The 13,153-nt window shown below is 65.6% G+C and carries 16 protein-coding genes; 11 read left to right on the top strand and 5 right to left on the bottom strand.

Annotation, left to right across the window (positions count from 1 at the left end):
• Nucleotides 1-81: 81 nt before the first annotated feature.
• Together B208_RS0107800 and B208_RS0107805 are read left to right on the top strand one after the other, a co-directional pair.
• Nucleotides 82-528 (top strand): DUF2240 family protein, encoded by a 447-nt coding sequence (locus B208_RS0107800; RefSeq protein ID WP_007983725.1) that lies wholly within the window; start codon nucleotides 82-84, stop codon nucleotides 526-528.
• Nucleotides 529-552: 24 nt separating this feature from the next.
• Nucleotides 553-921, top strand: coding sequence for a hypothetical protein (locus B208_RS0107805; RefSeq protein WP_007983727.1), 369 nt, complete (start codon nucleotides 553-555; stop codon nucleotides 919-921).
• Between the two features lie 16 nt (nucleotides 922-937).
• On the opposite strand, the gene B208_RS0107810 is transcribed toward B208_RS0107805, so the two are convergent.
• Nucleotides 938-1,612 carry an HAD family hydrolase gene (locus B208_RS0107810; protein WP_007983729.1) on the bottom strand — a complete coding sequence of 225 codons (675 nt, stop codon included), beginning with the start codon at nucleotides 1,610-1,612 and terminating at the stop codon, nucleotides 938-940.
• A 71-nt stretch (nucleotides 1,613-1,683) separates the two neighbouring features.
• On the opposite strand from B208_RS0107810, the gene pyrF reads away from it, so the two are divergent.
• The gene (gene pyrF, locus B208_RS0107815; protein WP_007983731.1) at nucleotides 1,684-2,481 is read left to right on the top strand and encodes an orotidine-5'-phosphate decarboxylase; all 798 of its coding nucleotides are present in this window, start codon (nucleotides 1,684-1,686) and stop codon (nucleotides 2,479-2,481) included.
• Nucleotides 2,482-2,577: 96 nt separating this feature from the next.
• On the opposite strand, the gene B208_RS0107820 is transcribed toward pyrF, so the two are convergent.
• Nucleotides 2,578-2,802 (bottom strand): hypothetical protein, encoded by a 225-nt coding sequence (locus B208_RS0107820; protein WP_026177775.1) that lies wholly within the window; start codon nucleotides 2,800-2,802, stop codon nucleotides 2,578-2,580.
• Nucleotides 2,803-2,916: 114 nt separating this feature from the next.
• Between B208_RS0107820 and B208_RS0107825 the strand changes: the two genes are divergently transcribed.
• From B208_RS0107825 to B208_RS0107855, 7 genes are all read left to right on the top strand, one after another.
• Nucleotides 2,917-4,473, top strand: coding sequence for an amidohydrolase (locus B208_RS0107825; protein ID WP_026177776.1), 1,557 nt, complete (start codon nucleotides 2,917-2,919; stop codon nucleotides 4,471-4,473).
• A 24-nt stretch (nucleotides 4,474-4,497) separates the two neighbouring features.
• Complete coding sequence (locus B208_RS0107830) at nucleotides 4,498-4,683, top strand: hypothetical protein (RefSeq protein WP_007983737.1); 186 nt, start codon at nucleotides 4,498-4,500, stop codon at nucleotides 4,681-4,683.
• Between the two features lie 151 nt (nucleotides 4,684-4,834).
• A complete protein-coding gene (gene nadA / locus B208_RS0107835; protein ID WP_026177777.1) occupies nucleotides 4,835-5,968 on the top strand; it encodes a quinolinate synthase NadA in 1,134 nt (377 codons plus the stop codon).
• On the top strand, nucleotides 5,965-7,500 hold the full coding sequence (locus B208_RS0107840) for an L-aspartate oxidase (RefSeq protein ID WP_018128803.1): 1,536 nt from the start codon (nucleotides 5,965-5,967) through the stop codon (nucleotides 7,498-7,500). The genes nadA and B208_RS0107840 overlap by 4 nt, the downstream gene beginning before the upstream one ends.
• Entirely contained in the window at nucleotides 7,490-8,296 is an 807-nt protein-coding gene (nadC, locus tag B208_RS0107845) for a carboxylating nicotinate-nucleotide diphosphorylase (RefSeq protein ID WP_007977048.1), read from the top strand. Before B208_RS0107840 ends, nadC begins: the two co-directional genes overlap by 11 nt.
• Before the next feature lie 54 nt (nucleotides 8,297-8,350).
• The gene (locus B208_RS0107850) at nucleotides 8,351-9,118 is read left to right on the top strand and encodes an inositol monophosphatase family protein (protein WP_007977046.1); all 768 of its coding nucleotides are present in this window, start codon (nucleotides 8,351-8,353) and stop codon (nucleotides 9,116-9,118) included.
• 97 nt (nucleotides 9,119-9,215) lie between these two features.
• On the top strand, nucleotides 9,216-9,413 hold the full coding sequence (locus tag B208_RS0107855) for an HVO_0649 family zinc finger protein (RefSeq protein WP_007977043.1): 198 nt from the start codon (nucleotides 9,216-9,218) through the stop codon (nucleotides 9,411-9,413).
• Here B208_RS0107855 and gpmI read toward each other — a convergent pair.
• Entirely contained in the window at nucleotides 9,410-10,930 is a 1,521-nt protein-coding gene (gene gpmI, locus B208_RS0107860; RefSeq protein WP_007977041.1) for a 2,3-bisphosphoglycerate-independent phosphoglycerate mutase, read from the bottom strand. The genes B208_RS0107855 and gpmI overlap by 4 nt on opposite strands.
• A gap of 316 nt (nucleotides 10,931-11,246) precedes the next feature.
• A complete protein-coding gene (locus B208_RS24280; protein WP_007977037.1) occupies nucleotides 11,247-11,420 on the bottom strand; it encodes a hypothetical protein in 174 nt (57 codons plus the stop codon).
• Between B208_RS24280 and B208_RS0107875 the strand changes: the two genes are divergently transcribed.
• Nucleotides 11,419-12,669 (top strand): DNA double-strand break repair nuclease NurA, encoded by a 1,251-nt coding sequence (locus B208_RS0107875; RefSeq protein WP_007977036.1) that lies wholly within the window; start codon nucleotides 11,419-11,421, stop codon nucleotides 12,667-12,669. The genes B208_RS24280 and B208_RS0107875 overlap by 2 nt on opposite strands.
• Here B208_RS0107875 and B208_RS0107880 read toward each other — a convergent pair.
• The gene (locus B208_RS0107880; protein WP_007977034.1) at nucleotides 12,663-12,998 is read right to left on the bottom strand and encodes a DUF7113 family protein; all 336 of its coding nucleotides are present in this window, start codon (nucleotides 12,996-12,998) and stop codon (nucleotides 12,663-12,665) included. The two genes, B208_RS0107875 and B208_RS0107880, sit on opposite strands and share 7 nt — an antisense overlap.
• Nucleotides 12,999-13,153 lie beyond the last annotated feature (155 nt).

Raw genomic sequence — 13,153 nt, forward strand, 5'->3', positions numbered from 1 at the left:
TAGCCTACGAAATACTTCAATGACTCGGTTCGCAATCCCACATCGGCAGATTTAGGCCGCCGTGTCCAGTTTCGCCGGACGATGAGTTTGCGGATCGCCGTCGCCGCGCCGTTTCAGCAGAAGGGCCGCGAACGGATGCGTGAAAGCGAGTTCGTGGTGTCGCTGTCGCTCGACCGAGACTGGTTCTCCCCCGACCAAGCGAAGCGTCTCGTCGATGTCGCCAGCGGGCAGGGACTGCTGTCCCACGAGGACGACGAACTGATCACCGAGTTCGACCCGGCGAGCGTCGAGATTCCCGACGATTTCGTTCCCGACGAGAGCCTACTCCAGGAGCAATCGACGTTCGAGAAAGTGCTGGATAAGGTCGTCTCCCACGGAACGACGAAACAGACCGCGGTCGCCGAAATCAACGAGCTCCAAGCGGAGGTCGCCGTTTCGGTCGAGGCCGCCGCCGTCGTCTACGCGCGACGGAAGGGTATCGACGTGAGCGACGAAGCGCGGGAAGCGCTCGCGGACCTCAAAGCGTAAACCGCCGCCCCGCCAACGCCGAGTATGGTCGAGGATAGGATTACCGACGGGGTGCGCATCGCACAACTGCTCTCCTCCGAATTCGACGGCCGCGAGGACCCGCCGCTCGATTCGGTCGCCGTCGTGAACGCGGACCCGGACGTCGAACCGAGCGAGGACGGCGCACTGGCCTACGAACTCGAACGGAACGGCGACCCCGCCGCGAAAGTGTTCGTCCACCCGGACAGGGTTCGTATCGAACTGACCGACGAAATCGAGGCCGTCGAGCGGAAAGCGGCCGAGTCGGGCATCCGCGTCCGACCGAAGGCGGTCCGTCCGCCCCGCGTCCTCGTCTTCGTCGAGAGCGGCGCGGAGGTCAAACGCGCCGTGGACGCCGTGATCGAATCGCTATAGTCGTCTCCGTGTTCTCTTATCCGTCGTCTCGCGCTTCGAGCGATGCAATCACGTCCGGAAGCGCGGTGACGAGTTCGTCGCGCTCGACGTACGCGTCCGCCGACGGCTCCGGGTCCGGCCCGTCGGGAAACAGCACTTGTATCGTCTTCATCCCGGCATCGTTCGCCCCCCGAACGTCCATTTTCGGGTCGTCGCCGACGTACACGGTGTCGGCGGGTGGGTCCCCGAGTTTCTCACAGAACGCGTCGAACGCGTGACGGGTCGGCTTTCCCGCCTCCAGTTCGCCGGTGACGACCGTGACGTCGAAGTTGTCTTCCCACCCCAGTTGGGCGAGTTTGCCGCGTTGGGCGACGACCGGGCCGTTCGTAAGCAAGCCGACGCGATACTCCCGACGGAGGGACGAGAGCAGGTCCGGGACGCCATCGAGCGGCGACAGCGCGTCCAATATCGCCCGTCGATAGGCGGCGGCGAGTTCGTCGGCGTCGGTGCCGCACCCGTCCGCGAGCAAGTCGGCGAAGATGGGTTCGCGCGTCTCGCTGGCGAGGTGGCGACTGTGGGCGTCGAGATACGCCTGACGGGACAGCGACGGCGCGTCCACCGCCGTCGTCGCGTCCGCGAGCAGTTTCGCCCGCGGTCTATCGGTCACGGCGAGGGTGGCATCGAGGTCGAACCCCACGGCGGTCACGCACATGGGGGATACATAGGAGCGGAGTACCTTTACCAGTTCGATAGCTCCATGACCCCCGGCGAAAATCTCCGAATATGAACTTCTTCGACCGCCTCGCGAACCGCATCGCGGCGACGGACAGCATCGTCTCCGTCGGACTCGACGCCGACATCGACCGAATTCCGGACCATCTGCACGAGTACGACCTGCCCCGCTGGGCGTTCAACCGTCGTATCATCGACGCGACACACGAACACGCGGCGGTGTACAAACCCAACGTCGCGTTCTACGAGGACGCGGACGGGTGGGCGGCGCTGGAGGAGACCATCGCGTACGCGCACGGAAAAGACGTTCCCGTCCTGCTCGACGCGAAGCGCGCCGACATCGGCAACACGGCGCGACAGTACGCGAAACTCCTCGATTCGGCGGACGCCATCACGGTCAACCCTTACATGGGCCGCGACTCGCTCGACCCGTTCCTCTCGCGGGAAGACAAGGGCGTCTTCATCCTCTGTCGGACTTCGAATCCCGGCGGGTCGGACATGCAGAACCTCGAACTCGCGTCCGGCGAGACCCTCTACGAGTGGGTTGCCTCGCTCGCCGACCTGTGGAACGGTAACGGCAACGTCGGCCTCGTCGTCGGCGCGACGACGCCGGACGAACTCGAAGAACTCCGCGAGCGCGTCCCGGACCTCCCGTTCCTCGTCCCCGGCGTCGGCGCGCAGGGCGGCGACGTCGAAGCGGCGGCGACCTACGCCCTCGCGGACGGCGCGGGACTGGTGAACTCCTCGCGCGGCATCATCTTCGCGGGCGAGGACGCCGGAGAGCAGTTCGCCGAGGCGTCGGGACAGGCCGCGAAGCGACTGAAGAAACGGCTGAATCAGTACCGGTAACCGCGATACGGATTATCGATAGCCGCGATACGGATTATCGATAGTCGCGATACGGATTATCGATAGCCGCGATACGGATTACCGCGAATCGCGTCGTCAGAATCGGTGCGTTTCGTCCTCGGTGTCCGGGGGTGTGATGTCTTCCGCTCCTGGCCCGTTCGGCGTTCTCTCGCCCTCGCCGACGCCGAGTTCCGCCGCGCATTCGACGCAGAAGCCGCTCTGCCGGTTCCAGTGTTCGTCACAGACGAGGGCACCGCAGCGGTCACAGTCGTGCGTCGCCTCGGCCGCCTCGCAGATTTGACACAGGCCGGTCACGCTCATGGACGGAAAGACGGGAGCGACGTACATCAGTCTGCGGGCAGAAACGAACCCATCCCTATCCCGCGTTCTACCGGACCCCGAACAGTTATCGGCGTCGGAGCAGACCACGAAAGCATGACAGCGCCAGCGGATGTGATTCTCACGAACGCCGAGGTACACACCCTGTCGGACGGCGACGCGACCGCCGAAGCGGTCGCCGTCCGCGACGGGAAAATCGTTCGCGTGGATTCCGCCTACGAAGTCGCGTTCCTCGAAGGCATCGAAACCGAGGTCATCGACCTCGGCGGTCGCGTCCTCCTGCCGGGATTCATCGACGCCCACACGCACATGCAGACGGTCGGGAGCTACATCGTCAACGCCGACCTCTCGGCGGCCGACTCGCCGGGCGATTGCGTGGACCTGCTGGCCGAGTTGGAGGGCGACCGCGAGTGGATACTCGGCTACGGGTTCGACGAGAGCATGTGGGACGAATCGCGCTACCTCACCCGCGAGGACCTCGATGCAGTGAGCGAAACCCGCCCCGTGGTCGCGTTCCGCGAGGACCTCCACGTCGCCTCCGTCAACGGCGTCGCCCTCGACCGACTCGGCGACGAGATGCCGGACGAAGACGTCGAAACGGAGGACGGCGACCCGACCGGCGTCATCGTGGAGGATGCGGTCAACGCGGTGTACGAAGCCATCGAACCCGACGCCGAGACGACGCGAGAACTCCTGCTCGCGGCACAGCGGGACGCCCACGAGAAGGGCGTCACCGGGGTCCACGACATGGTTCGCCAGTCGCGCGCGCCGAAGGTGTACCGCCGCCTCGAACGGGACGGCGACCTCTCCTTGCGGGTCCGAATCAACTACTGGAGCGACCACATCGAGGCCGCGGACGAGATCGGCCTCGTAACGAACCACGGCAGTTCGCTGGTGACGACGGGCGCGATAAAGTCCTTCACCGACGGCAGTTTCGGCGGCCGGACGGCGAAGCTCTCGGAACCGTACGCCGACGCGGACGACGCCGCGGACACCGACGGCGACGTGACGGGCCAGTGGGTCGTTTCCCCGGAAGAACTGGACGACATCGTGGAGCGGGCTGACGGCGCGGGCTTTCAGGTAACGGCCCACGCCATCGGCGACGAAGCCATCGAGGCCGTGTTGGACGCCTTCGAGAAAACCGGGGATGCGGGCGAAAAGCGCCACCGCGTCGAACACGTCGAACTCGTGACGGACGAACAGATAGAGCGGTTCGCGGAGTCGGGCGTCATCGCGTCCGTCCAACCGAACTTCCTGAAGTGGGCGCAACCGGACGGCCTGTACGACGTCCGACTCGGCGAGGAGCGACGACGGCAGACCAACCGCTACCGCACCCTGCTCGACGCCGGTGCCCACCTCGCGTTCGGGAGCGACTGCATGCCCCTCGACCCGCTCCTCGGGATTCACCAGACCGTCAACGCGCCCGTCGAGGAACAGCGCCTGTCCGTGACGGAGGCGCTCCGCGCGTACACGCTCGGGGCGGCCTACGCCGGGTTCGACGAGGACGACCTCGGAACCGTCGAGACGGGTAAGCGGGCGGATTTCACCGTCCTCGACCGCTCGCCGTGGGAACACGAGGACGACATCGAGAACATCGACGTGGCGATGACGGTGGTGGACGGTACTGTCGTCTTCGACGGACGGAACGATTAAGCCGGGTCGACACCGATTTCTGTCATGTTCCAGCCCCTACTCGACGCCGGAATCGCCGTCGTATTCCCGCTGTTTTTCGTCCTCGCAATCGGCGGTCCGCTCCTCCTGTGGTGGCTCATCGACACGGAAAGCGACGGCGAGGAATCCGAACATCGGGATTGGTCGAGCGCCGAACGCGCCGCGCGCCGCGACACGCGCGACCGCCGATAGGGAACGCGGAACTCATTTTCGAGTGGTATTTTCGAGTGATTAGCCGACGAAATGGCCCACCAGTCGCTACCGAAATCAGATAGCCACCTTTGAAGAGAAAATATTTTCAATACCTGCTGTTGTGGGCTAGTGCAACCACAGGTGGAACGACGTGCCAAAAATGGAGACAGCAAACCTCGAAACGGAACTCAGTCTGTTCAAGTACGACAATTTAGAGCAACTTCCCTCCGAATATCGAGGACTGAGTGAAGAAGAGCGAACGGAGCGCATCGAGCGGGCGCTCGACGAACTGGGCGACGACGTGGTCGTCCTCGGTCACAACTACCAGCGGCGGGAAATCGTCGAACACGCGGATTTCGTCGGCGACTCCTACCAGTTGAGTGTCCAAGCGGCGGAGGCCGACGCGAAATACGTCGTCTTCGGCGGCGTCACGTTCATGGCCGAGTCGGCGGACATCATCACGGACGACGACCAGACGGTCATCCTCCCGTCGATGGAGGCGTCCTGCCCGATGGCCGGGATGGCGGAGGCGCTGCAGGTGGACGCCGCCTGGGAGCGTATCGAGGCGGCCGCGCCCGACGACGACATCGTTCCGATAACGTACATGAACTCCTACGCCGACCTGAAGGCGTTTTGCGCCGAGCAGGGCGGCGCGGTCTGTACCTCCTCGAACGCCCACCGCGTCTTCGAGTGGGCCCTGGAACGGGGCGACAAGGTTCTCTTTCTGCCCGACAAGCACCTCGGCGAGAACACCGCTCACCGACTCGGATTGGAGGACGAGACGGTGCTGTGGAATCCGTGGGACCCCGAGGAACAGGATTCGGAGTCCGTGGCGGACGCGAAAATCGTCCTCTGGGACGGCTACTGTCAGGTTCACGAGCGCTTCGACGTGGGACACGTCGAGCGCGTCCGCGAGGGGCATCCGGACGCGAATGTGGTCGTCCACCCCGAATGTCGCCGCGAAGTCGTGGAGGCGGCCGACGTCGTTGGCAGCACGGCGACGATTTGCGAGTCCATCGCCGAGGCCGACCCCGGCGAGACGTGGGCCGTCGGGACGGAGATTCACCTCGTCGAGCACCTCGAGCGCTGGCATCCGGAGGTGAACGTGCTCCCCCTCTGTGGCGACGCGTGCATGGACTGCAACGCGATGCGCCAAATCGACCCGAACTACCTGACGTGGGTGCTGGAGGAGTTGGTCAGCGGACGGGAACGAAACGTCATCGAGGTCGCACCGGAGGAAAAGGACCTCGCAATGCTGGCGCTCGACAGGATGTTGGACCTATGAGCGGGACGAAAAACGACGCCGAAACGACGGACGTACTGGTCGTCGGCAGCGGCATCGCGGGCTGTAGCGCCGCGCTCGCCGCGGCGCGTGCGGGCGCGGACGTGCTCGTCGCCACCAAGGCGACCCGCCCCGAAAACGCCTCGACGCACTGGGCGCAGGGCGGCATCGCCGTGACCCGCGACGACCCGGAATCGCTCCGCGCGGACGTGCTGACGGCGAGCGCAAACACGGCCGACCCGGACGCGGTGGACATGCTGGTCGAGAACGCGAACGACGCGGTGACGGACGTGCTCATCGACACGCTCGACGTTTCCTTCGACACGGACGGCGAAGAATACGACTACGGACGGGAGGCCGCTCACTCCGAGAAGCGAATCCTCCACGTCGATGCCAGCACGGGCCAGCACGTTCTCGGGCCGTTCCTGTCCCATCTGGACGACCACCCGCGCGTGACGATTCACGATGGCACCGCCGCGCTGTCGCTCGTGACCCGCGAGGGACGGGTTCACGGTGCGATGCTCGAACGCGAGGGCGACCGCCGTCCCGTCTTCGCGGGGGCGACGGTACTCGCAACCGGCGGCGTCGGGGCGCTGTACGGCCACTCGACGAATCCGGCGTCGGCGACGGGTGACGGCATCGCCATGGCCGCGCTCGCCGGGGCAAAGACGGCCGACATGGCCTACGTGCAGTTTCATCCGACCGCGTATTCGGGACGCGTGGAACCACGTTCCACGAACCGAGCGGCGACGCCGCGAGACGACTCCTTCCTCGTCAGCGAGGCGGTTCGCGGCGAGGGCGCGGTCCTCCGGAACGCCGACGGCGAGCGGTTCATGACGGACGTGCACCCCGACGCCGAGTTGGCGCCGCGGGACGTGGTGGCCCGCGCGGTCCAGCGCGAACGCGAGCGAACCGGCGAGGTCGTCCTCGATACGACGCCGCTCGACTTCGCCGGGACGTTCCCGGATCTCGCCGAGAAGTGCGACGAGCGCGGCGTTCCGCGCGATTCGATTCCGGTCGCGCCGAGCGAGCACTTCCTCTGTGGCGGTATCGACGTGGACGACCGCGGACGGACGAGCCTCGACCGCCTGTCCGCGGTCGGCGAGTGCGCACGAACCGGCGTGCACGGCGCGAACCGACTCGCCTCGACCAGCCTGCTCGAAGGGTTGGTGTGGGGACTCCGCGCCGGGGAGACGGCGGCGACCGGCGGAGCGAAGCCCGAACCCGTCGAAGCGCCGGATCTGTTGAACAGCGACCCGGCGCTTCCGGACGGATTCGCCCGCGACAAGTTCGCCCGACTGCGGGCGGTGATGGACGAGTGCGTCGGCCTCACCCGAACACCGGACGACCTTCGGCGGGCGACGGCGGTGCTCAGGCGACTGAAGGGCGAGGTCGACGCCTACGCCAGAACCCGAACCGCGCGCGACCTCTACGAACTCAGGAACGCGACCGTCGTCGCCCTGCTGGTCGCACGGGACGCGCTAGACGCCGAATCAGTCGGCTGTCACCACGTGGAGGAGGTCCATGCTGACTGACGGCGACGTGGAACGGTGGCTCCGCGAGGACGTGGGCCACCGCGACGTGACCAACCACGTCCCCGGCGAGACGGTCGGGCGACTCGTCGCGCGGGAGTCCGGCGTCGTCGCCGGATTGGACGCCGCGCTGGCCGTGTTCGACTACCTCGGTTGCGACTCCCAACAGGCGGTCGAGAGCGGGACCCGCGTCGAGGCGGGCGACACGGTGTTCGAGGTTCACGGTCCGGCGACGGACGTCCTCCGCGGGGAGCGAGTCGCGGTCAACCTCGTCGGCCACGCGTCGGGCGTCGCAACGAAGACGGCGAACGCGGTGGCCGCCGCTCGAACCGTCAGCGACGACGTGGCGATTGCGGGGACGCGAAAGACGACGCCCGGCCTTCGCGGCATCGAGAAACGGGCCATCGCGGCCGGTGGGGGCGACACCCACCGGCTCACGCTCTCGGGGATGGTCATGGTCAAGGACAACCACATCGAGGAGATGGGACTCGACGACGCGATAGCACACTTCCGCGAGTCGGCGTCGTTCGCCACGAAAATCGAGGTAGAAGTGGAGCGCCCAGCCGACGGCCGCCGGGCGGCCGAGGCGGGGGCGGATATCGTGATGTTCGACAACCTCCCGGCGGCGGACGTGGAGCGCGGCGTCGAACTGCTCCCGAATGGCGTCCTCGCGGAGGCGAGCGGCGGCATCGGTATCGAGGACGTACCCGACTACGCCGGGACCGGCGTGGACGTGATTTCCATCGGCGCGCTGACCCACAGCGCGCCGTCGGTGGATTTCTCGTTCCACACTGGCTGAGAAGGGACGAACCGCAACCGGGACGGATTTTACGCCGCGGTGATACGTATCGGTATGGACGAGAGTGACCTCGATTCGTTCGAGGCGGTCGCGGTGCGGGCGTGTGACACCGCCGGGGGGTATCTGGCTTCCGAGTTCGAAACGAACTCGCTCGCGGCGGAGCACGGCCCGGACGACGTGAAGGCGCTCGCCGACCGTGCGGCGGAGCGTCGCGTGCTGAACGTGTTGACCGAGGCGTTCCCCGACCACGCCATCTACGCCGAGGAGTCGGGAAAGCGGTCCGGCGCGGGCGAGTACCGGTGGGTGGTGGACCCGCTCGACGGCACGAACAACTTCTGTTCCGGGATTCCGTACTTCGGCACCGCGCTCGCGCTCCTCCGGGAGGACGTGCCGGTTCTATCGGTGGTCCGCGACCCGCTTCACGACGACACCTACGTCGCCAGGCGGGGCGGCGGGGTCACGCTGAACGGCGAACCGATTCGGGCCGAGAGCGACATGGCGAGCGACCACGCGACGGTTTCGTTCGTCCTCGGGCTGGACGCGGTTCGGGACGAGGAGTTGCGGGTGAAAGCGGACGCGTTGAACGATGAGGTCGCCGAACGCTGCAAGCGAGTCTGGGAGAGTTGGGCACCCGCGTTGGATTGGGGCCTGCTCGCGCGGGGGAAACTCGAAGCCGTCGTCTCCGTCCACCCGGACGCGGTGGAACAGCACGCGGGGTGGTTGCTGGCGGAGGAGAGCGGCGCGCGGTTGGCGAACGACGACGACCTGTTCCTCGCGGCGGCGAGCGACGAGACCTTCGAGACGCTGCGAACGCTGTTGTGAGTAGGGAATGCCGGTGAGCAACGACCATTCTGGTTGATTATCCAACAAGTATCAAAAAATCGTTATAGTTATGCAGTGCCATACCATACGTTACCACATGGCAGCCAAATCCAGCCGTTCCCCGTTCGACCGGCTACGACAGCATTACGAGGACAAGGAGCGCAAGTGCATCGAGTGCGGTTACGTCGATACGGAAGGTAACTGGCGCGTCACGAAACGAGGACGGGAAATCCACTACCAACACCTCTGCCCGCGCTGTGACGCCATCGACACGCGCATCCTCCGGTACGACTAGTTTTCCAACAGCGACTCGCCGGTCATCTCCGCCGGTTGCTGGACGCCGATGAGCGACAGGAGCGTCGGCGCGAGGTCACAGAGCGACCCGCCGCTCCGAACCCTCTTTCCGCCGTCGTCGCCCTCCGGGGAGACGTAGACGAGCGGAACGGGATTGTACGTGTGCGCCGTGTGCGGGTCGTCCGGCATCCCCATGTCGTCCGCGTTGCCGTGGTCCGCGGTGATGAGGACGTGGGCACCGTGGGCTTCGAGCGTGTCCACGAGTCGTCCGAGTTGTTCGTCCACCGCTTCGACGGCTTCCACGGCGGCGTCGAAGTCCCCGGTGTGGCCCACCATGTCCGGGTTCGCGTAGTTCAGGACGAGCACGTCGGGGTCCTCGGCGTCGATGACCGAGATAGCGGTGTCCGTGACGCCTTCGGCGCTCATCTCGGGTTGCTGGTCGTAGGTCGGTACGTCGGGACTCTCGATGATGCGCCGAATCTCGCCGTCGAACTCGACCTCCCGCCCGCCGTTTAGGAAGTAGGTGACGTGGGCGTACTTCTCCGATTCCGCAAGCCGAAGCTGCGTCAGGCCGTTCTCCGAGAGTACCTCCCCCAGCGTCTCTTCGGGTTGATGAGGCGGGAACGCCACCGGCAGGTCGAACTCGGGGTCGTACTGGGTCATCGTCACGAACTCGACGTCCGGCGGGTGCGTGTCGAACGACCACGCCGGGTCGATGTCCGCAATCATGCGCGTCAGCTGTCGGGCGCGGTCGGAGCGGTAGTTGAAGAACACCACCGCGTCACCGTCCTCCAGCGCGTGCCCGCCCCTCACGAGCGACGGCTTGACGAACTCGTCGGTGTCGCCGCGTTCGTAGGACGCTTCCACGGCCTCCACGGCGCTCCCCTTCTCGTACTCGGCCTCCCGATTCACGATTGCGTCGTAGGCCCGCTGGGTCCGCTCCCAGTTCTGGTCGCGGTCCATCGCGTAGTAGCGCCCCGAGACGGTCGCTATCTCGCCCGTCCCCTGTTCCTCGACCACATCTTCCAGACTGGAAAGAAAGCCCGCCCCGCTCTTCGGCGGCGTGTCCCGCCCGTCCGTGAAGGCGTGCGTCGTCGCCTCGATACCGCGGTCCGCCGCGAGTTCGATGAGCGAGTAGAGATGTTCCTGGTCGGAGTGGACGCCGCCGTCGCTCACCAATCCCATGAAGTGGACGCGCCCGCCGTGTTCCTCGGCGTAGTCGAACGCGCCGTTGATGGCCTCGTTCTCGCCAAGTTCGCCGTCCGCGATGGCGTCGCTGATGCGGGTGTACTCCTGTTTGACCACGCGACCCGCGCCGATGTTGAGGTGGCCGACTTCGCTGTTACCCATCTGGCCGTCCGGGAGTCCGACCCGCCGCCCCGTCACGTCGAGCGTCCCGTACGCGCCGTCCCGCGCGAGGCGGTCGAAATTCGGCGTGTCCGCGGCCTCGATTGCGTTCCGGCCGCCGTCTTCGCTACCCAGTCCCCATCCGTCGAGCACGATGAGTCCCGCTTTCATGGGCGAACCGACGGCACCGCGGGGTAACTATTCTTCGCCTGCGTCGCTGAAACGGAGGCGTCTCCCCTCGGTCGTTTTCCGTTCACTTTCACTCCGCGTAAGAATTCCGTTAACTACGGTGGCGGTGCTGGTTGTAGTCGCTCGTTCACAGGGACGGGTGATACTATGCCCAACAGGGCACCATCAAACGGGGTTTCCGTGGCGCTCATCACCGCCGGTGCGACGATAATTGCCAATCGAAACGACGTCGGTTGGATACTCATCGTCGTGGGGGTGATACTCGCGAGGCAGAGACCGGGCGACTGACGCCGCAGGGCTATCGTTCGCCCGAAACGAATCGTTTCGTAGCGGCGGGGACGTCGGTCACGCCGAGCGTCGGCCGTCGGTTCGGAAGCGACCAGTCGTCGGTTCGGAAGCGGTCGGATTCGATTACGCGCGGGAATCGGAGAACGGTACCTTTTTTCGGGGTGGACCGGGTTGAAGCGGGCATGACACTCGACCCCGTTCACTTCGACGGCATCGCCGAACTGGCGGACAGGATTGAGTACGAAGGGGAAGAGCGCGACCATCGGGAACTCGCACGGAACGTCTGGGAGAACTACCTCGACCCGCTGTTTCACGACGGGACGGAGATACTCGAACCGCTCTCGGACCTCCGTCGGAAGCGCGCCAACATCGAGGAGTTGGCGCTCGAAGCCGACCAGTTCGGGACGATGCACGGCCTCGATTCGGGGACCATCAACCCGCAACCGTTCAAGAACGGGTTGGTGGTGGACGTGGCGCACGCCGCGATGAGTTCGTCGCCGTCGGACCTCGACCTGCACGGGTCGCGGACCATCGTCAAGGCGGTCCACACCAACGACGCGACGACGGAGTTCGGCACGGACTGGGAGTCCTACAGCGAGGGGAGCAAGCGACGCATCGTCCACGCGCCGCGCCGGGACGACTACGAACGGGACATCGTGCACGCGCTGGCGCTGTACCGCGCCGAGAGTCGGCACGCGCTCGACCACGCCGACGACGTGTCGGACTTCCTCCTGCTGGACGGGCCGGTGTACCCGAAAGGCATCATCCGCTGGCGCGACCGCGGGTCGATACTTCCCGACCTGTTCGAGGAGTCGGACGAGGTGCGGACCATTCTGCAGAACTACGTCGAACTGGTGGAGACGTTCGCCGAGCGCGACGTGCCGCTCGCGGGGTTCGTCAAGAACATCTCCGCGAAGTCCATCATCCGCACGCTTCGGGCGAAAGGGGTGAACACGCCGTGGGTGCACGACGCGGCCTTCTTCTCGCAAGTCCTCGAACGCGGCGAGTACGAAAACGGGGAGTACGAGCGGTTCACCGACGACATGACCCTGACGAACTGGTTCGTCTCCCGCGCCGGGTCCGACGCCTTCTTCGGGAGCACGGAGGCCGCACGGCACGTCGAGCGAGAGTACGCGCCGGAGCAGTACGAACTGACGTTCTGCGTCGTCTACGACCCTCGGCGGCGATTGCTGTTCAAGATAGAAGCACCGCGGATCTTCACCGAGGACGAGACGTGTCGGCGGCGTATCGAGCGCCAACTCCTGAAAGAAATCGCCATCTCGAAGGGACCGCCGACGGTCATCACGAAGGCCGATTCGCTGGCGCAAATCGGTCGAAATAGCACTGATTCGCTGATAACGAGCTTCGAAAGGTCGTTCGATACCGAACTCGACCGGAACTACAACGACATCCGGTGGGGGCTCGACTACTGAAGCTCCGCTTTCTCTATCGAGAACTCCACGTCGTCCGCGTTCACGCCGATGCGAGCGAACTGCGTTCTGACGTGTTCTTCCGCGGCGTCGAGGGCCTGCTCGCGGGTGTCGAACCCGCGCGGCATCGGCGTCTCGAACGCGACGTGGACCTCCTCGCCGGATACCATCTGGGCGGTGCCGCCGCTCTCGACCTGATAGAACTCGTCACAGACCCAGACGTACGGCGCGTCTTCGTCCGGCGCGCCCTTGAACGAGGGCGAGCGTTCGCCCCGCTCGTACAACGTCCCCGTGAGGGTCGTCCCGCCTGCCTCACCACGAACGAGCAACATACCCATAGATAGGCGGTGGGAGAATAAAAGGCAAGTGGGGAATTTGGTGCCAAATCACGACAATCGGTGGTAAAGACGGGGCGTTTCGGTTCGTTTCACGCCGTCGGCCAGTAACTCGCACGTCCGGTCCCGTGCGAAACACGTTTCACTCGCGC

The sequence above is a fragment of the Haladaptatus paucihalophilus DX253 genome, from assembly GCF_000376445.1.
GTDB lineage: Archaea > Halobacteriota > Halobacteria > Halobacteriales > Haladaptataceae > Haladaptatus > Haladaptatus paucihalophilus.

Excerpts from the sequence above, each read along its gene's own strand:
- B208_RS0107810 (WP_007983729.1), bottom strand. The coding sequence starts at position 1,612 with ATGTGCGTGACCGCCGTGGGGTTCGACCTCGATGCCACCCTCGCCGTG.
- pyrF (WP_007983731.1), top strand. The coding sequence starts at position 1,684 with ATGAACTTCTTCGACCGCCTCGCGAACCGCATCGCGGCGACGGACAGC.
- B208_RS0107825 (WP_026177776.1), top strand. The coding sequence starts at position 2,917 with ATGACAGCGCCAGCGGATGTGATTCTCACGAACGCCGAGGTACACACC.
- B208_RS24280 (WP_007977037.1), bottom strand. The coding sequence starts at position 11,420 with ATGCCCGCTTCAACCCGGTCCACCCCGAAAAAAGGTACCGTTCTCCGA.
- B208_RS0107850 (WP_007977046.1), top strand. The coding sequence starts at position 8,351 with ATGGACGAGAGTGACCTCGATTCGTTCGAGGCGGTCGCGGTGCGGGCG.
- B208_RS0107830 (WP_007983737.1), top strand. The coding sequence starts at position 4,498 with ATGTTCCAGCCCCTACTCGACGCCGGAATCGCCGTCGTATTCCCGCTG.
- nadC (WP_007977048.1), top strand. The coding sequence starts at position 7,490 with ATGCTGACTGACGGCGACGTGGAACGGTGGCTCCGCGAGGACGTGGGC.
- B208_RS0107855 (WP_007977043.1), top strand. The coding sequence starts at position 9,216 with ATGGCAGCCAAATCCAGCCGTTCCCCGTTCGACCGGCTACGACAGCAT.
- B208_RS0107800 (WP_007983725.1), top strand. The coding sequence starts at position 82 with ATGAGTTTGCGGATCGCCGTCGCCGCGCCGTTTCAGCAGAAGGGCCGC.
- gpmI (WP_007977041.1), bottom strand. The coding sequence starts at position 10,930 with ATGAAAGCGGGACTCATCGTGCTCGACGGATGGGGACTGGGTAGCGAA.
- B208_RS0107880 (WP_007977034.1), bottom strand. The coding sequence starts at position 12,998 with ATGTTGCTCGTTCGTGGTGAGGCAGGCGGGACGACCCTCACGGGGACG.
- B208_RS0107875 (WP_007977036.1), top strand. The coding sequence starts at position 11,419 with ATGACACTCGACCCCGTTCACTTCGACGGCATCGCCGAACTGGCGGAC.
- B208_RS0107820 (WP_026177775.1), bottom strand. The coding sequence starts at position 2,802 with ATGAGCGTGACCGGCCTGTGTCAAATCTGCGAGGCGGCCGAGGCGACG.
- B208_RS0107805 (WP_007983727.1), top strand. The coding sequence starts at position 553 with ATGGTCGAGGATAGGATTACCGACGGGGTGCGCATCGCACAACTGCTC.
- B208_RS0107840 (WP_018128803.1), top strand. The coding sequence starts at position 5,965 with ATGAGCGGGACGAAAAACGACGCCGAAACGACGGACGTACTGGTCGTC.